13 protein-coding genes are annotated in these 21,205 nt (G+C 43.3%); 10 read left to right on the top strand and 3 right to left on the bottom strand.

Translation table 11 applies throughout. The annotated features are described in order from the left end of the window. Positions 1 to 105 precede the first annotated feature (105 nt). The 5 genes from rpoB to LJE12_RS07750 all read left to right on the top strand — a co-directional run bounded on the left by rpoB (position 106) and on the right by LJE12_RS07750 (position 12,044). Positions 106 to 3,966, top strand: coding sequence for a DNA-directed RNA polymerase subunit beta (rpoB, locus tag LJE12_RS07730; RefSeq protein WP_008705171.1), 3,861 nt, complete (start codon positions 106 to 108; stop codon positions 3,964 to 3,966). A gap of 17 nt (positions 3,967 to 3,983) precedes the next feature. Further along, complete coding sequence (gene rpoC, locus LJE12_RS07735) at positions 3,984 to 7,730, top strand: DNA-directed RNA polymerase subunit beta' (protein ID WP_227292140.1); 3,747 nt, start codon at positions 3,984 to 3,986, stop codon at positions 7,728 to 7,730. 364 nt (positions 7,731 to 8,094) lie between these two features. Continuing rightward, a complete protein-coding gene (locus LJE12_RS07740; protein WP_227292141.1) occupies positions 8,095 to 10,002 on the top strand; it encodes a serine/threonine-protein kinase in 1,908 nt (635 codons plus the stop codon). Beyond that, positions 9,983 to 10,801: a PP2C family protein-serine/threonine phosphatase gene (locus LJE12_RS07745; protein WP_118585943.1), complete on the top strand. Its 819-nt coding sequence runs from the start codon at positions 9,983 to 9,985 to the stop codon at positions 10,799 to 10,801. The genes LJE12_RS07740 and LJE12_RS07745 overlap by 20 nt, the downstream gene beginning before the upstream one ends. 13 nt (positions 10,802 to 10,814) lie before the next feature. Continuing rightward, on the top strand, positions 10,815 to 12,044 hold the full coding sequence (locus LJE12_RS07750) for a hypothetical protein (protein WP_025580222.1): 1,230 nt from the start codon (positions 10,815 to 10,817) through the stop codon (positions 12,042 to 12,044). Positions 12,045 to 12,296: 252 nt separating this feature from the next. Here the strand turns inward: LJE12_RS07750 and LJE12_RS07755 are convergent, their stop codons facing one another. Next, positions 12,297 to 13,397, bottom strand: a complete 1,101-nt coding sequence (locus tag LJE12_RS07755) for a serine hydrolase (RefSeq protein WP_227226562.1) — start codon at positions 13,395 to 13,397, stop codon at positions 12,297 to 12,299. A 113-nt stretch (positions 13,398 to 13,510) separates the two neighbouring features. After that, a complete protein-coding gene (locus LJE12_RS07760) occupies positions 13,511 to 14,524 on the bottom strand; it encodes an N-acetylmuramoyl-L-alanine amidase (protein WP_227292142.1) in 1,014 nt (337 codons plus the stop codon). A gap of 782 nt (positions 14,525 to 15,306) precedes the next feature. Here LJE12_RS07760 and rpsL point away from each other — a divergent pair. From rpsL to tuf, 4 genes are all read left to right on the top strand, one after another. Then, positions 15,307 to 15,723 carry a 30S ribosomal protein S12 gene (gene rpsL / locus LJE12_RS07765; RefSeq protein WP_008705161.1) on the top strand — a complete coding sequence of 139 codons (417 nt, stop codon included), beginning with the start codon at positions 15,307 to 15,309 and terminating at the stop codon, positions 15,721 to 15,723. 224 nt (positions 15,724 to 15,947) lie between these two features. Continuing rightward, positions 15,948 to 16,418: a 30S ribosomal protein S7 gene (gene rpsG, locus LJE12_RS07770; protein WP_020993199.1), complete on the top strand. Its 471-nt coding sequence runs from the start codon at positions 15,948 to 15,950 to the stop codon at positions 16,416 to 16,418. Positions 16,419 to 16,435: 17 nt separating this feature from the next. Beyond that, a complete protein-coding gene (gene fusA, locus LJE12_RS07775) occupies positions 16,436 to 18,556 on the top strand; it encodes an elongation factor G (protein WP_082419248.1) in 2,121 nt (706 codons plus the stop codon). Positions 18,557 to 18,829: 273 nt separating this feature from the next. Further along, the gene (gene tuf, locus LJE12_RS07780) at positions 18,830 to 20,023 is read left to right on the top strand and encodes an elongation factor Tu (RefSeq protein WP_019163091.1); all 1,194 of its coding nucleotides are present in this window, start codon (positions 18,830 to 18,832) and stop codon (positions 20,021 to 20,023) included. 213 nt (positions 20,024 to 20,236) lie between these two features. On the opposite strand, the gene LJE12_RS07785 is transcribed toward tuf, so the two are convergent. After that, complete coding sequence (locus tag LJE12_RS07785) at positions 20,237 to 20,851, bottom strand: helix-turn-helix domain-containing protein (RefSeq protein ID WP_227097291.1); 615 nt, start codon at positions 20,849 to 20,851, stop codon at positions 20,237 to 20,239. A gap of 159 nt (positions 20,852 to 21,010) precedes the next feature. Between LJE12_RS07785 and LJE12_RS07790 the strand changes: the two genes are divergently transcribed. Beyond that, entirely contained in the window at positions 21,011 to 21,205 is a 195-nt protein-coding gene (locus tag LJE12_RS07790) for a hypothetical protein (RefSeq protein WP_055053915.1), read from the top strand.

Genomic DNA, 21,205 nt, shown 5'->3' on the forward strand with positions numbered 1-21,205 from the left:
GCTATAGTGAAGAATGCTATATTATGGCAAGATGTGCCTTTATGTCTTTTGACAAAAAGGGTCAAGTTATAATAAATTTAAAGAAAAAACAGGGGTGAAACGTCAATGGAAAAAAACAGAATTCGTTCTGTAAAAACTGGAAAAAGCATGCGTATGAGCTACCAGAGACAAGAAGAAGTCCTGGAAATGCCAAACCTGATCGAAGTCCAGAGGGATTCTTATAAATGGTTTCTTGATGAAGGACTTAGGGAAGTCTTTGATGATATTTCTCCGATCGCGGACTACAGCGGAAAGCTCAGCCTGGAATTCATCGACTTTACATTTGACGAGAAGGATGCGAAATATACTATCGAACAGTGTAAAGAACGTGACGCAACTTACGCCGCACCTTTGAAGGTTCGAGTGAGACTGATTAACAAAGAAACAGAGGAAATCAACGAACACGAGATTTTCATGGGAGATTTACCGATCATGACTGTTACAGGTACCTTTGTCATCAATGGTGCAGAGCGAGTAATTGTCAGCCAGTTAGTACGTTCCCCTGGAATCTATTACGCAATAGCGCATGATAAACTTGGTAAGAGACTGTTCTCCAGTACTGTTATCCCGAACAGAGGTGCATGGCTGGAATATGAGACAGACTCTAATGATGTTTTCTATGTACGTGTTGACAGAACAAGAAAGGTTCCGATCACTGTTCTGATCCGAGCACTTGGTGTAGGAAGCAATGCAGAGATTATTGATCTCTTCGGTGAAGAGCCAAAGATCCTTGCAAGTTTTACAAAGGATACATCCACCAACTATCAGGAAGGTCTTCTTGAATTATACAAGAAAATCCGTCCGGGTGAGCCGCTTGCAGTTGAGAGTGCGGAGAGCCTTATCAATGCAATGTTCTTTGATCCGAGAAGATATGACCTTGCGAAAGTTGGACGTTATAAATTTAACAAGAAGCTCCACCTCAACAGAAGAATCGTTGGTCACAGACTGGCTGAGGATGTTGTTGATGCTTCTACAGGCGAAATCCTGGCAGAAGAAGGAACTGTTGTGACAAAAGAAATGGCAAATACCATCCAGAACAGCGCTGTTCCATATGTATGGATCCTTGGCGAGGAAGACCGCAGAATCAAGGTTCTTTCTAACTTAATGGTTGATATCCGCCACTATCTTCCGGAAATCGAAGATCCAAAGAGCATCGGTGTTACAGAAGCAGTATACTACCCTGTTCTCGAAAACATTCTGGAAGAAAATGATACATTAGAAGACAGGATTGCAGCAATCCACAGAGATATCCATGATCTGATTCCGAAGCATATCACAAAAGAAGACATCTTTGCTTCTATTAACTACAATATGCATCTGGAATATGGCCTTGGCAATGCCGATGATATCGATCACCTTGGCAACCGTCGTATACGTGCGGTAGGTGAGCTGCTTCAGAACCAGTACAGAATCGGTCTTTCCAGACTGGAACGTGTGGTTCGTGAGAGAATGACAACTCAGGATACAGAGAATATTTCTCCACAGTCCCTGATCAATATTAAACCTGTAACTGCAGCAGTGAAAGAGTTCTTCGGTTCTTCCCAGCTGTCACAGTTTATGGATCAGAACAACCCTCTTGGTGAGCTGACACACAAGAGACGTCTTTCCGCCCTGGGACCTGGTGGTCTGTCACGAGACAGAGCCGGATTCGAGGTTCGAGATGTCCATTACTCCCATTACGGAAGAATGTGCCCTGTCGAGACACCTGAAGGTCCTAACATCGGTCTGATCAACTCTCTTGCATCTTATGCAAGAATCAATCAGTACGGATTTATTGAGGCACCATACCGCAAGATCGACAAATCAGATCCTAAGAATCCTCGTGTAACAGATGAGGTTGTATATATGACTGCTGATGAAGAGGATAATTACCATGTAGCACAGGCGAATGAGCCTCTGGACGAAGAAGGATATTTCATTCATAAGAATGTATCCGGTCGTTTCCGTGAAGAGACTCAGGAGTATGAGCGTCATATGTTTGATTACATGGATGTATCTCCTCGTATGGTATTCTCCGTCGCTACTGCCCTGATCCCGTTCCTGCAGAACGACGATGCCAACCGTGCGCTGATGGGATCAAACATGCAGCGTCAGGCTGTGCCGCTTCTGACAACAGAGGCTCCGGTAGTTGGTACTGGTATGGAAGTGAAGACAGCAGTTGACTCCGGTGTCTGCGTAGTTGCAAAGAAATCTGGTACTGTACTTCGTTCCACATCTACAGATATCAGCATTAAGAATGATGATGGTACAAAAGATGATTACCATCTGACTAAATATCTGAGAAGTAACCAGAGTAACTGTTATAACCAGAAACCAATCGTATTCCAGGGTGAGCACGTAGAGGCAGGACAGGTTATCGCAGATGGTCCTTCCACAGCAAACGGAGAACTTGCTCTTGGTAAGAACCCGCTGATCGGATTCATGACATGGGAAGGTTATAACTACGAGGATGCGGTACTCCTCAGTGAAAGACTTGTTATGGACGATGTTTATACATCTGTTCATATTGAAGAATATGAATGCGAAGCCCGTGATACCAAACTGGGACCGGAAGAGATCACACGTGATGTTCCTGGCGTGGGCGACGATGCACTGAAAGATCTGGATGAGCGTGGTATTATCCGCATCGGTGCTGAAGTACGTGCCGGCGATATCCTTGTTGGTAAAGTTACTCCTAAGGGAGAGACAGAGCTTACGGCAGAAGAGAGACTTCTTCGTGCAATCTTTGGTGAGAAAGCACGTGAAGTACGTGATACTTCTCTGAAAGTACCTCACGGTGAATACGGTATTATCGTAGATGCCAAGGTATTTACAAGAGAGAACGGCGATGAGATGTCACCTGGTGTTAACCAGTCCGTACGTATCTACATCGCACAGAAGAGAAAGATTTCCGTTGGTGATAAGATGGCCGGACGTCATGGTAACAAGGGTGTTGTTTCCCGTGTACTTCCTGTTGAAGATATGCCATTCCTTCCGAACGGACGTCCTCTTGATATCGTGCTGAACCCTCTGGGTGTGCCTTCCCGAATGAATATCGGACAGGTCCTGGAGATTCACTTAAGCCTTGCTGCGAAAGCACTTGGATTCAACGTTGCAACTCCTATTTTCCAGGGTGCAAACGAGCATGATATCCAGGATACACTGGAACTTGCAAACGACTATGTAAACACAGAAGACTTTGAAGAGTTCCGCGAGAAATACAAAGACATTTTAGCACCGGATGTAATGCAGTATCTGGATGAGAACAAAGCCCACAGAGCACTGTGGAAGGGTGTTCCGATTTCCAGAGACGGTAAAGTGCGTCTGCGTGACGGCCGTACAGGAGAGTATTTCGACAGTCCTGTAACAATTGGTCACATGCATTATCTGAAACTGCACCATCTGGTTGATGATAAGATCCATGCACGTTCTACAGGTCCTTACTCTCTGGTAACACAGCAGCCACTGGGTGGTAAAGCACAGTTCGGTGGACAGCGTTTTGGTGAGATGGAGGTTTGGGCACTGGAAGCATACGGTGCATCCTACACACTGCAGGAAATCCTGACAGTAAAATCCGATGATGTTGTTGGACGTGTTAAGACATACGAAGCAATCATCAAGGGTGACAATATTCCTGAGCCGGGTATTCCGGAATCCTTCAAGGTTCTCTTAAAAGAACTTCAGTCTCTTGGTCTGGATGTGAAGGTACTCAAGGATGACAATACAGAAGTACATCTTCTTGAATCTGTAGATTACGGTGACACAGACCTTCGTTCTGTCATCGAGGGAGATTCCAGAAGACATCATGACAGAGAAGAAGACTACGGCAAACATGGCTATACAAAGCAGGAGTTTGACGGAGAAGAACTCGTTGACATTGACGAGGATGAAGATGAGGATGACTTCATTGAGCTGGATGAGGCTCTTGAAGACAATGACGAAGAGTAAGAAAGGGGAAAGAATACATGGCAGAAACAACTAACGCCAATGAAACATATCAGCCAATGACTTTCGATGCCATCAAAATCGGACTGGCGTCCCCTGAGAAAATCAGAGAGTGGTCAAGAGGCGAGGTTTTAAAACCTGAGACCATCAACTACCGTACCTTAAAGCCGGAGAAAGACGGACTTTTCTGTGAAAGAATCTTTGGACCGAGCAAGGACTGGGAGTGCCACTGTGGAAAGTACAAAAAGATTCGCTATAAAGGTGTTGTCTGCGACAGATGTGGTGTAGAAGTTACCAAATCCTCTGTACGTAGAGAGCGTATGGGACATATCGAGCTGGCTGCTCCGGTATCCCACATCTGGTATTTCAAAGGAATTCCGTCCCGTATGGGACTGATCCTTGACATTTCTCCGAGAACTCTGGAGAAAGTTCTTTACTTTGCTAACTATATCGTACTGGATCCGGCTAATTCCGGACTCCAGTACAAACAGGTACTTACAGAGAGAGAATATCAGGATGCACGTGAGGCTTATGGATATGATTTCCGTGTAGGTATGGGTGCAGAATCCATCAAAGAGCTTCTTGAGGCAATTGATCTTGAGAAAGATTCTGTTGAACTGAAAAAAGAATTAAAAGATGCTACAGGCCAGAAACGTGCCAGAATCATCAAACGTCTGGAAGTTGTAGAATCCTTCCGCGAGTCAGGAAACCGTCCTGAGTGGATGATCATGACAGTGATTCCTGTAATCCCGCCGGATCTTCGTCCTATGGTTCAGCTGGATGGCGGACGTTTTGCTACATCTGACTTAAATGATCTTTACAGAAGAATCATCAACCGTAACAACCGTCTGAAGAGACTTCTGGAATTAGGTGCACCGGATATTATCGTTCGTAACGAGAAACGTATGCTTCAGGAAGCTGTTGATGCCCTGATCGACAACGGTCGTCGCGGACGTCCTGTAACAGGTCCTGGAAACAGAGCCCTGAAATCCCTTTCTGATATGCTGAAAGGTAAATCCGGACGTTTCCGTCAGAACCTTCTCGGTAAACGAGTTGACTATTCCGGACGTTCCGTTATCGTTGTAGGACCGGAACTTAAGATTTATCAGTGTGGTCTTCCGAAAGAGATGGCCATTGAGCTGTTCAAACCTTTCGTTATGAAAGAGCTTGTTGCCAACGGAACTTCACACAACATTAAGAACGCCAAGAAAATGGTTGAGAAGCTGGAGCCTGCTGTATGGGATGTTCTGGAGGATGTTATCAAAGAACATCCGGTTATGCTGAACCGAGCACCTACACTGCATCGTCTTGGTATCCAGGCATTCGAACCGATCCTTGTAGAAGGTAAAGCGATCAAACTGCATCCGCTGGTTTGTACCGCATTCAACGCTGACTTCGATGGTGACCAGATGGCCGTACATCTTCCGCTTTCACAGGAAGCACAGGCAGAGTGCCGTTTCCTTCTGTTATCACCGAACAACCTGCTGAAACCTTCTGATGGTGGTCCTGTAGCCGTTCCTTCACAGGATATGGTACTTGGTATCTACTATCTGACTCAGGAAAGACCTGGAAACAAGGGTGAAGGCAAGTTCTTCAAGAGCGTAAACGAAGCAATCCTTGCTTATGAGAATAAAGTAATCACACTGCAGTCCAGAATCCATGTTCGCTGCAGCAAGACAATGCCGGACGGATCCGTTCTGACCGGTACAGTAGAATCTACACTTGGACGTTTCCTGTTTAACGAAATCCTTCCACAGGATCTTGGTTTCGTAGACAGAAGTGTTCCGGGAAATGAACTTCTTCTTGAGGTTGACTTCCTGGTAGCCAAGAAACAGCTGAAACAGATTCTTGAAAAAGTTATCAATACTCACGGTGCTACAAAGACTGCTGAGGTTCTTGATGCGATCAAAGCTACAGGTTACAAATATTCCACACGTGCAGCCATGACTGTTGCCATTGCCGATATGACAGTTCCGCCTCAGAAACCGGAAATGATCAAACAGGCTCAGGATACTGTAGACCTTATCACAAAGAACTATAAACGTGGTCTTATCACCGAGGAAGAGCGTTACAAAGAAGTTGTTGATACATGGAAGAAGACTGACGATGAGCTTACACATGCTCTGCTGACAGGTCTTGATAAATACAACAACATCTTCATGATGGCTGACTCCGGTGCCCGTGGTTCCGATAAACAGATCAAACAGCTTGCAGGTATGCGAGGGCTGATGGCCGATACAACCGGTCACACCATCGAGCTGCCTATCAAGTCAAACTTCCGTGAAGGTCTTGACGTACTGGAATACTTCATGTCTGCACATGGAGCACGTAAAGGTATGTCCGATACAGCTCTTCGTACAGCCGATTCAGGTTACCTGACAAGACGTATGGTTGACGTTTCTCAGGATCTGATCGTACGTGAGACAGACTGCTGTGAAAACAGAGATGAGATCTCAGGTATGTATGTAGAATCTTTTGTAGATGGTAAAGAAGAGATCGAAGGACTTCAGGAGCGTATCACAGGTCGTTTCTCCTGTGAGACAATTAAGAATAAAGATGGCGAAGTTATCGTAAAAGCCAACCATATGATCACACCGAAACGTGCTGCCCGCATCATGAAAGAAGGCGTGGACAACCAGACAGGCGGATCTATCGAGAAAGTTAAGATCCGTACAATCCTTACATGTAAATGTAAAGTTGGTATCTGTGCGAAATGTTACGGTGCGAACCTTGCAACCGGCGAGCCGGTACAGGTTGGTGAATCTGTCGGTATCATCGCTGCTCAGTCTATCGGTGAGCCAGGTACACAGCTTACCATGCGTACTTTCCACAGTGGTGGTGTTGCCGGTGGAGATATCACACAGGGTCTTCCTCGTGTCGAGGAGCTTTTTGAGGCAAGAAAGCCGAAAGGTCTTGCCATCATCACAGAGATTCCTGGTGTTGCTGTTATCAATGACACTAAGAAGAAACGTGAAGTTATCGTTACAGATCAGGAAACAGGTGAATCCAAGACTTACCTTATTCCATACGGATCCCGTATCAAGATCACAGACGGACAGATCCTTGAAGCAGGTGATGAACTTACAGAAGGTAGCGTAAATCCGCATGATATCCTGAGAATTAAGGGTGTACGTGCAGTTCAGGATTATATGATCCGTGAAGTACAGCGTGTATATCGTCTCCAGGGTGTTGAGATCAGCGATAAGCATATCGAAGTTATCGTTCGTCAGATGTTGAAGAAAATCCGTATCGAAGATAACGGAGATACAGAATTCCTTCCTGGAACACTGGTTGACTTCCTTGAATACGAGGACGTTAACGAGCAGATGGAAAAAGAAGGCAAACAGCCTGCAGATGGAAAACAGGTTATGCTTGGTATTACCAAGGCATCTCTTGCTACAAACTCCTTCCTGTCAGCCGCTTCCTTCCAGGAAACAACTAAAGTCCTGACTGAAGCTGCTATCAAGGGTAAAGTTGACCCGCTGATCGGTCTGAAAGAGAACGTAATCATCGGTAAACTGATTCCTGCAGGTACCGGTATGAAACGCTACAGAGATGTAAGACTCAACAGCACAATGCCTGAACCGGAAGTAAAGGTTGAAGATATAGCCGAAGAACTTACGGAAGATGAAGAAATCAAAGATGATGAGATGATCACAATGGATGAAGAACTTCCGGAAGACGAAGAATTCGATGTTGAAGAATCTGATGAGGACGAAGCTGATGATATGGCTGAGGATGCAGACGATACAGAAGACAATGAATAATTCAGCGGATGTTTTTATCCGGATTGATTTGAAGTAAATTATAAGAGAACTATCTATGTCGGTAATTTTGCCGGCAGGATAGTTCTCTTTTTTGTTTGGTCCGCTTCCAGAATATTCCATAGGCGAAAAAAGAGAAAAGTACAAAGAAATTGTTTTTTGTGTTATAATACCAATACATTATGAGCAGGTGATAAATTGCGATATTTTTACATTGTTGTTGGTCGCTGTAGTTGCTGTTGCCTGTTTTTCATAATGTATTGTAATAATCTGAAGAAAAAAGAAACTGGCAGAAGTCAGGAATCTGCCAGATTCGTTTAATTATAGAGAGATAATGAATAAAACAGAACAGAAGGGGAGGTGCAATATGGATAAAGAACTTCCGGTTTCAGCATGGCCGGAATGGAAAATCATAGAGAAAATCGGCGAAGGCTCTTTTGGAAAGGTGTATAAGGCACAGAGAACAGAACGTGGAAAATCTTTCTATTCTGCTATCAAGATCATCAATATACCCGGAAGCCAGAGCGAGTTGAACAGCGTACGTTCTGAAACAGGGGATGAGCAGTCCACAAGACAGTATTTTCAGAATCTGGTTGAGGAATGTATTCAGGAAATCAGTACCATGGAATACTTTCGAGGAAACTCTTACATTGTCTCTGTAGAAGATTTTAAGGTTATGGAATATCTGGATGTCATTGGATGGGAGATTTCCATAAGGATGGAATATCTGACAAGTTTTATGGATTACTGTGCGGAAAAGCAGCTTACTGAGAAAGAGGTAATAAAGCTGGGAATGGATTTGAGTAAGGCACTGGAATATTGCCGGAAACTTAAGATCATTCACAGGGATATCAAGCCGGAGAATATTTTTGTATCCAGATTTGGCGATTTTAAGCTTGGAGATTTCGGAATTGCACGTGAACTTGAGCGAACCATGAGCGGATTTTCCAAGAAAGGTACTTACTCTTATATGGCGCCTGAGATGTATAAAGGTGAGAAATATGACAGCAGGGTAGATATTTATTCTCTTGGGATTGTGCTGTACAGGCTGATGAATCATAACAGACTGCCATTTATGAGTCTGGAAAAACAGTTTATCACTTACAGGGATAAGGAAAATGCATTAAATAAGCGTGTTGCAGGAGAGCAGATGAGTGCACCTGTGGATGCAGGAACACAGTTTGCCCGTATTATCATGAAGGCCTGTGCTTATGATCCTGCACAGAGATATCAGACACCGGAGGAGCTTTATAGTGTGCTGGATGATCTGAAAAATGGAAGATCTGGCAGAATCCGGCAGTTACAAAACGGTGTTCAGAAAGCAGGAACGGATAAAACAGAATCATATAGTGCAATTGCACAGAACGGCAGAGCAGCACAGAATGTTACATCAGATGCCGAAAATGTACGAAAAAGTACAGTGCAGAATACGTCAGTACAGAATACCCGGGGAAATAAAAAAACATCAGATTTTCAGAATGCTGCAAAAAGAAAACGTGCTGTAAACAATGTTTCTGAGAGCAACTTTACAGATAAAGAAACAATGTCAGTTGTAGCAGAACAGAAAATACAGCCACAGGAAACGCCATCAGAAACAGTTGCGATAAGATCTGCGCGTGCTGTGGAAGCCAGAAAGCGAAGACGCAGGAAGAAACAGCTGCTGCGCAGGGCATTGCTTGCAATTGTGGCAGGTACAGCGATACTTATGATGGCCGCAGTCTATTACAGAGTAAGTACAGATCATGCTCGGGAAGGACAGGAGGATAATCCGATCGCAATTCTGGATGATGAGAAATACAGCTCCACAAAATCCGGATCCAAAGATTTCTCCAAAGCTCTGGATACGATCAAGGAGCAGGCAACAACTATCACAGATAATCTGAACAGTTACGACTGGGTTGGAACAGAAGGAACTGTTCTGCGATATCTGAGAAGGGTAAAGACTACTCAGCAGGCAGATGGAAATCTGGATATTGAGAGTGAATGCATGAAAGCTCTGGTCTATCCGGCAGAATCCGGAGATGGAGTTTATGAAGAATATTTCTACTGGGGAGAGAAGTTATTCTTTGCATATATCTGGTATGATGAAACTTCAGAATATTATTATTATAACGACGGCGAACTGATAAGATGGATCGATTCCAATGGAAAATGTCACGATAACGAAAAAGATAATGAGGAATTCGTGAAACGTGGCGAGAAATACTGGAACAATTCATTGAAAGCATTGAAGGGAGAAGGAACAAAGACAGATAATGGCAATGTATCAGATTGAATGTGCATATACCTGCCATACAGGAAATATCCGGGCAAATAATGAAGATAATTTCTGGTGTTTTGGGGAATCTCTTCCGGTGAACAATGAAGGAACAAAGGGTATCTGCTCAAAGATTATTTCGGGTAACAGAGCACCGGCAATGGCGGTATTTGACGGTATGGGAGGAGAAAGCTGCGGCGAGATTGCAGCCTTTCTTGCATCAGAAGAATTTGGAAAATTTTATAATGCGAATAAAAGAATGCTGAGGGATATGCCGGAAGATTTTATAGACGATGTATGTGAGAAGATGAATCAGGCAGTATGCAGATATGGAACAGAGCATCATATTTGGAGCATGGGAAGCACAATGGCGATGCTCCTCTTTACACCAGAGTCTATGTTTGCCTGCAATCTTGGGGACAGCAGGATTTATTTTATGGATGGCGGTAAGCTTCAGCAGATTTCCACAGACCATGTTTTTGGTGGTACGGCAGTTGGGAAAGCCCCGTTAACCCAGTATCTTGGACTTCCTGAAGAGCTGCAGAGACTGGAACCTTCTGTGACAGAAATCGAGCATAAGGAGGGATACAGATATCTTCTGTGTTCAGATGGAGTAACAGATATGCTTTCGGACAGTGAGATAGAGGCGATTCTGTCACAGGATATGGAAATCCCGGAGATTGTAAATGATCTTCTTAAAAATGCTCTCCAAAAAGGTGGGAGAGATAATGTGACGATCGTGCTCTGTGAAGTACAGAAGCTGGATACAGTCCGCAGAATGAAAGAATGGATGAAAAATCTGAAAGATAAAAAATGAGAGGTGGGGCAGCATGAAGAACCGTATGCAGGATCTGGATTTTGAACAGAATGTTGCGTTTGATAAAGTACAGGAGTATGAATTTACCAGAAGGGCGGCACAGAGATTTCGGCAGGTGGTAAGCCTGGACAGTTTTGAAGACGAAGATGCGGATGTTATTTTCCACTATTTATATAAAGAGATGGAACTGGTGTCCTTTGGCGACCATCTGAAGAGATATATTTATGAAAGGGCGGAGCTGGAAGAACCCTTCTCGGAGGTTCCACAGGAAGTGTATAAGGAGATTGTAGTAGATTCCTTTAAGGAAACCTATACGCCCAAATCTATGAATCCTACCTCTACCAAGTTGTCGGCACTGGTGAATAACTGGCTGAATCAGGCATCTGTAAAAAGAGAAACTGTTTTTCTTCTGGGGTTTGGGTTGAAAATGACCACAGAGGATGTGTCGGATTTCCTGACAAGAGTACTGAAAGAACAGGATTTTGATTTTTACAATCCGGACGAGGTGATCTACTGGTATTGTTACAGTACGCAGCAGGGTTATCATAAAGCAGAGGAATTGAAGAAAAAATATGAGATACTCGCTCCTGTGGAAGTGGAAAATACTCAGGTTTTATACGGAAGCAACCTGTGCCTTGATACGGAGGAGAAACTGATCGATTATCTTGCCCGACTGAAATCAAAAAGAGTAGATCCCATATCTGAGAAAAGTCAGGCATTTCAGGAGTTTACAAAGCTTTTATATCATGCGAAGCAGATTATTGCCGGATTGTATCAGCATGATGAAGAGGAAAAAGGTGGGGATAAGGTGTGGACAGCAGAAAGAATTACACCTTCTGATGTGGAAAAAGTAATCTGCAGCGGAATCCCCATCAACAAAATGGGCAATCTGAAGAAAATGTCTGCCTCCATTCTGGCAAAGCATTTCAGCCAGAAGCGTTTCAGTAGGCAGAGGATTACAAATATTTTAAGCCACAAACTCCCGGTGGAGCGCTTTGACCTGATCACACTGGAATTCTTTATCGTATCCCAGGAAATGGAGGATGATGATCCTTTTAACAGATACAAGCATTTTCTGGATGAGATTCAGGATATTCTGCTTCGATGTGGAATGGGAGAGATATACATAGTAAATCCATACGAATGTTTCCTTCTCATGTGCCTTCTCACAGACTGTCCGCTGGCAGTATTTTCGGAGATATGGGAGAAGTCCTATGAAGAGGGGGAAGCTGAAGAGGCATAATGGTATAAACAATTGTACAGCCGGTGCCGGATATGGCACGAAAGGCTGTGGAACTTTTATTAAAGAAAATAAAAGGGGAAGAGATTGAGACATTGACGATTCTTCCTGTTGAATTTGCAGAAGGAGGCACAACCCGTTAAGGGACGTGCCTCCTTCTTTTAACCAAATCAAGTAAGTCCCCTGCGGAGGTTGCGAATATCTGTCTGATTTATGACAATTATCTGGATAGACTGTAGATTCAGAAGAGTGTGTTTATTCATTATAATATCCGTAGATAGCACGTGCATCTGCAGCAATGGTGCTTTGGGCTGCACCGGTATCAGTAAGATCCTGTGACATAAAGCATACTACAAGGTCGATTCCTTTGGCTGTATCATAGATGATCGCTGCATCATTTTCTACAGTGTCAAGTTCGCCGGTCTTATTGGCAGTACCGACGCCTTCTGGAAGTTGTGCAGGGATCTTGTTCTTACGCTGCTGCATTTTTAAGTGATAATACATTGCATCTGCGTTTGGAAGAGTAGAAGCGGGAAGGGTTCCATTGACAGTCTGGTATATCTGCTTTAAAAAGGTTCCACAGTCTTTGACGGATGTATAGTTGTCGCCATTTTCTTTACCTGCGAGAAGCAGGCGGTTCATCTGGGTGCTGGTGAAACCATGTTCCTGGCAGAAGCCATTTACTTTTGCCATGCCTGCAGAGTCATCGCCGTTTCCAAGCCAGTTTACCAGAGTGTTGGCAGCATCATTATCACTGACAGTGATCATGGCTGAAATATTACTGTCAATTTCGTCTCCGTTGTGAGACTGGGAGAGGGTATCGTAGTTTTCGTATACAGCTCCCATAATATACAGTTTGATCAGGCTTGCTGCCTGCATGGGAGTATCGTTGATCATGCCTTCAGAATCTTTCGGCAGGTTGCAGACATAGACGGACCAGGTTCCGTTATCAGCCGGCAGCAGGGACTGTACCTGTTTCAGGAGATTGTCCATGCTGGAATCAGTGTTGTCGGTAAATGTGTTGTTGGAGGAAGGGGAAAGTGTTCCGTTCTGCTGTTCGGATTCTGAAGAGGGTTCAGCGGATTCTGACTGTGCAGGAGATGTTTCTCCGGTGGCCGCCTTGACAGAACTTTCCTGTTCTCTTAATTCATCTAACTGATTTGCCTGACTGATAAGGGTATTTGCATCAGTGGAAATTTCCTCTACGGTTTTGGAGAGTGTCTGTACTTTTTGCTGTAGTGTGACGAGATGGTTCAGTGATAAAAATGAAACAGCTGCCAGTGCAATCACTGCAACAGTCAGTATGCCGATCACTATATAGAGAAAAATAGGTTTTTCATTTGGCTTTTTATTCATTGCGGTTTTCCTTTCGTAATTATTATTGTAATCAGGATTGCGGGAACTGCGAAGCTGCGTAGCAATCCGCAGATATCAAGTCAGGGGCAAAATGCTTTTTGACACTTACATCATCATGATGCAAAGTAGCTGTCAATGCCATTTGCGATTCCCTGTACCATTGTTTTCTGGAATTCTGCGTCATTCATTTTCAGATCGTCATTCTGGCTTGTCATAAATCCCATTTCAAGGATCGTAACAGGAACAGTGCTCCAGTTAATTCCTGTCATCGTGTCAGTGTACTGGATTCCAAGGTTCTGAAAACCTGTTGCAGCACAGTAGGAATCGATGATGCACCGGGATAATCGATCAGACTGTTCAAACAGTTGTGGGATATAAGGATTATTCTGGGAGGGTGACATGGTCAGTGCCCCTGATGCAGTATGGGAATCATCGCCGTTTGCATGGATGCGGACATAGATCTCTGCGCCCTGTGAAGCAGCATATTGTGCGCGTTCCATGTTGCTGATGGCTGTTTCATTGTCTGTTCGTGTCATGACTACCTGATAGCCTCTCTGTTCCAGTTCATCCTTTAGTTGAAGAGAGACCTCCAGATTGAGCTGGTATTCGGGAACACCGCTGTAGGTTCCCTGAGTGCCGCTGGTACATTTTGCTTTCATTTCAGAAGAACCGGGACCGTTGGGCTCCGGGGCACTCATATCTACGGACTCACTCTGATGCCCTGGATCGATTCCTATTATATGTCCGTCTGTTTCGGCATCGGAGGAGAAAACGCCGGCACTGGAATCAGAAGAGGCGCTGGTGCTGTTCTGGCTGAATACAGAAGGCTTTGATGAAGCTTCTTCCGGGATTTCAGCTTTTTCTTTTGTTTTCTTCTGTGTGGCTGTCTGTTGTTTTTGTTTCATGCGATTGATATTTGACTGGACTGTGTCTATGGCGGTAGTGTACTTGTTTACTGCCTGTTTGACTTCGTCGTGTTTTGCAGTGATCTGTTCGGAGATTGTATCGACTTCTTTTTCAGTGGTGAGGATCTGGTGCAGTGTGGTCCTGTTAAAGAAGATCAGGGCTATGATGCACAGGAGTCCTGTCAGAAACAGAAGGATGCTGATCATGCTGGGTTTCTTCATATATTATAGTGTCCTTTCCTGAGTTTATAGAATGTTATAGTGTGTCTGCAAGTTGATTTGCCTGCTTTGGTTGTTATTATAATAAAAGGGAGGGGGAAATGCAATTGTTAGTGAAGGGGACGCGCCGGATAATATTTATTTTGTGTGCGGTTTCGGACGCTAAGAGATATTATAGCAGTTCTAGTAAATAATGCATCTTAATCCAGCCCATCAGAGTGTGAAATCCTGCGTCAGATATCTTTGCCGTGCGTTAGCACGCCTGCAGATATCTTCCTTGTCTTTCGCACTCTGCTGAACTGTCTTAAATGCATTATTTACTAGGACTGCTATAAATCTGCAGAAATCTGCTAAAAGCATGAGCAGCCCTCTCAAACTCGCTACGTTGCAAACTTCGCTCAAACACGTGAGACGGTCTGCTCATAACGCAGATTTCTGCAGATTAAGTATCTCTAAGCATCCTGCAAATGCACACAAAATAAATATTATCCGGCGCTGGGATTCGCAGTGGGGAAGTGGCAGTAAAGTGGTTGGAGGGGAGCATATTGTCAGATAAGTTTAATGTGGTGATGTGGTGTATGAAGAAAGGATTTTTTGGTTATGATAAAAATATGAAAAAATACTGTAAAATTCAGGAGAAATGCCTTGACAGTGTGAGTTTTACGGGATATAATGAGCAAGCGTGCAAAAGGAACGTTTAATTTTTTTGTGCGTAATTACACGAATAGCAACCGCAAGGCCCCATAGAAAAATCTATGGAGAAATAAATCGGGAGGTGAAATGGAATGCCAACATTCAACCAGTTAGTAAGAAAAGGACGCCAGACATCTGTAAAGAAATCTACAGCTCCGGCTCTCCAGAAAACATTCAACTCTTTAAGAAAGAAAGCAGTTGAACAGTCTGCACCACAGAAACGTGGCGTTTGTACAGCAGTTAAGACTGCAACTCCTAAGAAGCCTAACTCAGCTCTTAGAAAAATCGCCAGAGTTCGTCTTTCCAACGGAATCGAAGTAACAAGCTACATCCCAGGAGAAGGTCACAACCTTCAGGAGCATAGCGTTGTTCTTATCCGTGGTGGAAGGGTTAAGGACTTACCTGGTACAAGATACCACATCATCAGAGGTACTCTTGATACTGCAGGTGTTGCTAACAGAAAACAGGCCCGTTCTAAATACGGCGCTAAGAGACCGAAAAAGAAATAATTCTAAAAAGGTTTCATAAGAATTTTAAGAGCTGATCCTATTGTTTGGGACAGCAGGAATTAATCAATCGAAAATTCACGGAAGACTAGAACTATGAATTTGTACGGTATTCCATATACCCTGCCGGTTGCGGGTTAAATATAGGACCTTACCAGTGCGAACATGCAATAGTTATCTGCGTGAGTACCGATGATTTAATCACAATGATTAAGGAGGGAAGTAACGTGCCACGTAAAGGACATACTCAGAAAAGAGACGTTCTGGCAGATCCAATGTACAACAATAAAGTGGTTACCAAACTTATCAATAACATCATGTTAGACGGTAAGAAAGGTGTAGCACAGAAAATTGTTTACGGTGCATTCGCCAGAATCGAAGAAAAAGCTGGTAAACCAGCACTTGAAGTTTTCGAAGAGGCTATGAACAACATCATGCCACTTCTTGAAGTAAAAGCTAGACGTATCGGTGGTGCTACTTATCAGGTTCCGATCGAGGTAAGAGCAGACAGACGTCAGGCACTGGCTCTTCGCTGGTTAACAATGTTCTCTCGTAAAAGAGGCGAGAAAACAATGGAAGAAAGACTTGCAAATGAGCTTTTAGATGCAATGAACAACACAGGTGCATCCGTTAAGAGAAAAGAAGACATGCACAAGATGGCTGAGGCAAATAAAGCATTTGCTCACTATCGCTTCTAATATAGGAGGAAAATCCATTGGCTAAAGAGGGAAGAGAATATCCATTAGAGCGTACCAGAAATATTGGTATTATGGCTCATATCGATGCGGGTAAAACAACTCTTACAGAACGTATCCTGTATTATACAGGTGTCAACTATAAGATTGGTGATACTCATGAAGGTACTGCTACCATGGACTGGATGGAACAGGAGCAGGAGAGAGGTATCACAATCACTTCAGCGGCTACAACATGTCACTGGACTCTGGAAGAGAACTGCAAACCGAAGCCAGGTGCTCTGGAACATCGTATCAACATCATTGATACCCCAGGTCACGTTGACTTCACAGTAGAAGTTGAGCGTTCTCTTCGTGTACTTGACGGTGCTGTCGGCGTTTTCTGTGCTAAGGGTGGTGTTGAACCGCAGTCTGAAAACGTATGGCGTCAGGCCGACACTTACAATGTACCACGTATGGCATTCATCAACAAGATGGATATCCTTGGTGCAAACTTCTACGGTGCAGTAGAGCAGATCAAGACTCGTCTTGGTAAAAACGCAATCTGCTTACAGCTGCCAATCGGAAAAGAAGATGATTTCAAAGGAATCATTGACTTATTCGAAATGAAAGCTTACATCTACAACGATGAAAAAGGTGATGACATCTCCATCGTTGATATTCCTGAAGACATGAAGGAAGATGCTGAGCTTTATCATACAGAGCTTATTGAGAAAATTTGTGAGCTTGATGACGACTTAATGATGGAATATCTTGAAGGTGAAGAACCAACTGTTGAGAGACTGAAAGCAACATTAAGAAAAGCGACATGCGAGTGTACAGCTGTTCCGGTTTGCTGTGGTTCTGCTTACAGAAACAAAGGTGTTCAGAAGCTTCTTGATGCTATCCTTGAGTATATGCCGGCTCCTACAGACATTCCTCCAATCCAGGGAACTGATCTGGACGGTAATGAAGTAGTGAGACATTCTTCTGATGAAGAACCATTCTCAGCTCTGGCATTTAAGATCATGACAGACCCATTCGTTGGTAAACTTGCATATTTCCGTGTATACTCCGGTACAATGAATTCCGGTTCTTATGTACTTAACGCTACTAAGGACAAGAAAGAACGTGTTGGACGTATCCTTCAGATGCATGCTAACAAACGTATGGAACTTGATAAAGTATATTCCGGTGATATCGCTGCAGCGATCGGATTTAAATTCACAACAACTGGTGATACAATCTGTGACGAGCAGCATCCGGTAATCCTGGAGTCCATGGAATTCCCAGAACCAGTTATCGAGCTGGCTATCGAGCCTAAGACTAAAGCTGGACAGGGTAAACTTGGTGAAGCTCTTGCAAAACTTGCAGAAGAAGACCCGACATTCCGTGCACATACAGATCAGGAAACAGGACAGACCATTATCGCTGGTATGGGTGAGCTTCATCTGGATATCATCGTTGACCGTCTCCTTCGTGAATTCAAGGTAGAGGCTAACGTAGGTGCTCCTCAGGTTGCTTACAAAGAAACAATCACCAAACCTGTTGATGTAGACAGCAAGTATGCAAAACAGTCCGGTGGTCGTGGACAGTATGGTCACTGTAAAGTTAAATTCCAGCCTATGGATGCCAACGGAGAAGAACTGTACAAGTTCGAATCTACAGTTGTTGGTGGTGCTATTCCGAAGGAATACATCCCTGCAGTTGGCGAAGGTATCGAAGAGGCTATGAAAGCCGGTATCCTTGGAGGATTCCCGGTAGTCGGCGTATATGCTAACGTATATGATGGTTCTTACCATGAAGTCGACTCTTCTGAAATGGCATTCCACATTGCAGGTTCTCTTGCATTCAAGGATGCTATGCAGAAAGCAGCTCCTGTACTTCTTGAGCCGATCATGAAGGTAGAGGTTACAACACCTGAAGATTACATGGGTGATGTAATCGGTGATATCAACTCCCGTCGTGGACGTATCGAGGGTATGGAAGATATCGGCGGTGGTAAGATGATCCGCGGATATGTACCGCTTTCCGAAATGTTCGGATATGCTACAGACCTTCGTTCCAGAACACAGGGACGTGGTAACTACTCTATGTTCTTTGAGAAATATGAGCAGGTTCCGAAGTCTGTACAGGAAAAAATCCTTTCTAAGAAAGACTGATAATTATTGATCATCTGCAGTCTGCCGGTATTTAAAGCCGGCAGGGTGTAGGAGATATAAAGTTACTGTTCACTATGTTCTCAGTAATGTGTGAACTGTAATGATACAACAATTGATAATAATACACTGTTTATAGTGTGAAACTTATCAAATTGTATAAAATGCTTGCAAATATTCCGGTTATGCAATATAATCAAGGATAGCAAGTTTAAAACCGAAAAAGGCGCTCTATAATAATATAAGAGCCAAATGTTTTAAGGAGGACGTTTTAAAATGGCAAAAGCTAAGTTTGAGAGAACAAAACCGCATTGTAACATTGGTACCATCGGACACGTTGACCATGGTAAAACAACTTTAACAGCAGCTATCACAAAAGTTCTGTCTGAAAGAGTTGCTGGTAACACAGCTACAGATTTCGCTAATATCGATAAAGCTCCGGAAGAAAGAGAACGTGGTATCACAATTTCTACAGCACACGTTGAGTATGAAACAGAGCATAGACACTATGCACACGTTGACTGCCCAGGCCATGCTGACTACGTTAAGAACATGATCACAGGTGCAGCTCAGATGGATGGTGCTATCCTCGTTGTTGCTGCTACAGATGGTGTTATGGCTCAGACTAAAGAGCACATCCTTCTTTCCCGTCAGGTAGGTGTTCCTTACATCGTTGTATTCATGAACAAATGTGATATGGTTGATGATGAAGAACTTCTTGAACTGGTAGAAATGGAAATCCGTGAACTCTTAAGCGAGTATGACTTCCCAGGAGATGACATCCCGGTTATCCGTGGATCAGCTCTTAAAGCTCTTGAAGATCCGAGCAGCGAGTGGGGAGACAAGATCATGGAACTTATGGATGCTGTTGACAGCTACATTCCAGACCCACAGCGTGACACAGATAAACCATTCGTAATGCCTGTAGAGGATGTATTCTCTATCACAGGTCGTGGTACAGTTGCTACTGGTAGAGTAGAGGCTGGTGTACTTCACGTATCTGACGAAGTTGAAATCGTTGGTATCAAAGAAGAAACACGTAAAGTTGTTGTAACTGGTATCGAAATGTTCCGTAAACTTCTTGATGAAGCTCAGGCTGGTGATAACATCGGTGCACTTCTTCGTGGTGTTCAGAGAAACGAAATCGAGCGTGGACAGGTTCTGGCTAAACCAGGAACACTTACATGCCATACAAAATTCACAGCTCAGGTTTACGTTCTGACAAAAGATGAAGGTGGACGTCATACTCCATTCTTCAACAACTATCGTCCACAGTTCTACTTCAGAACAACAGACGTAACAGGTGTTTGCAACCTTCCAGAAGGAACAGAAATGTGCATGCCTGGAGATAACATCGAAATGACAATCGAACTGATCCACCCAATCGCTATGGCTCAGGGTCTTACTTTCGCTATCCGTGAAGGTGGACGTACTGTAGGATCAGGACGTGTTGCTACAGTTATCGAATAATTTTAGCATAACATCTTAAATTTTATATATTGAGTACCGCAAGGTACATTGTGTCCAAACGTAAGATACCCCGGAACCGCAAGGTTTCCGGGGTTTTTCTGTTGAACAGAAGATTAAAATAAGGCTGTAAAGAATAGCGAATAAATTAAAAACAGGCAGGTATGGGAAGAAAATGAAAACCTTCGCATATCTGCCTGTGATACTGTTATGATACTATTTCTGTTCGTTATTGGAAAATTTCTGTGTTAAAAGTTCATCTCGTTTACGGATTCGTGTCTCAAAATCCAGTTCTTCAATTTCTTTATGGGTGACAGGTTTGGAAGTGTAGTATTCCAACGTCTGCTTTTTCCACATATCAAACATATCTTTACCTGTGAAATAAGATTCCAGGCTTTCTCTGTTCTCCTGCAGATCGGCAAGAAAATTACACATATCTGCATTTAAAGAGTGTTCCGGATCATTTCCATAAAAGCGAAGTCCGGCATACCATTTCTGTGTTTCTGTTTCTATATCACCGGGAAATTTATTATTTATATCCAGTTCATACCGGAGTTCATTGGATTCATTCATCTGCAATAAAACCCAAATAATATCGCTGAGAGTAGAAATCTGTACTTTATTTTCAGATAATCCAAATAACCAGTCCAGTGAGACATGAAATTTCTGAGCAATAGTCAATAACACATCATTGGAGGGAGTAACCACACCATTTTCATAACTGGATAAAGTTGACTGACGTATACCAATAGCTGCGGAAAAGTTTTTCTGATTCATCTTCAGATCAGTTCGTAGCTCTTTTATTTTTTCTGAAATAGATGATTCCTGCATATTAGCCACCTCCTTAAAAGCTAAGAACAGTATATCACAAATGATAAAAATCAACAATATAGAAAAATATCATTCATACAGATAAAAATTATTGATAATGATTATTTAAAATGATATAGTATCAGTGAAAATGATAATTATAGACAAGGAGGAAATGATATGCAGAGACAGAACTATATGATTACAGCGGAAGAAGTTGCAGAGAGCATGGGGATTTCACTTGGATATGCTTACAAGCTGCTTCGCAAACTGAACAAAGAGCTTGCAGATCAGGGATATGTGACCGTTGCGGGCAAGATACCGAGAGCATTCTGGGAAAAGAAATTTTATGGATATTCCCAGATTGCAATGTAA

Source organism: Blautia sp. DFI.6.71 (genome assembly GCF_020593585.1).
GTDB classification, from domain to species: Bacteria; Bacillota; Clostridia; order Lachnospirales; family Lachnospiraceae; genus Blautia_A; species Blautia_A wexlerae.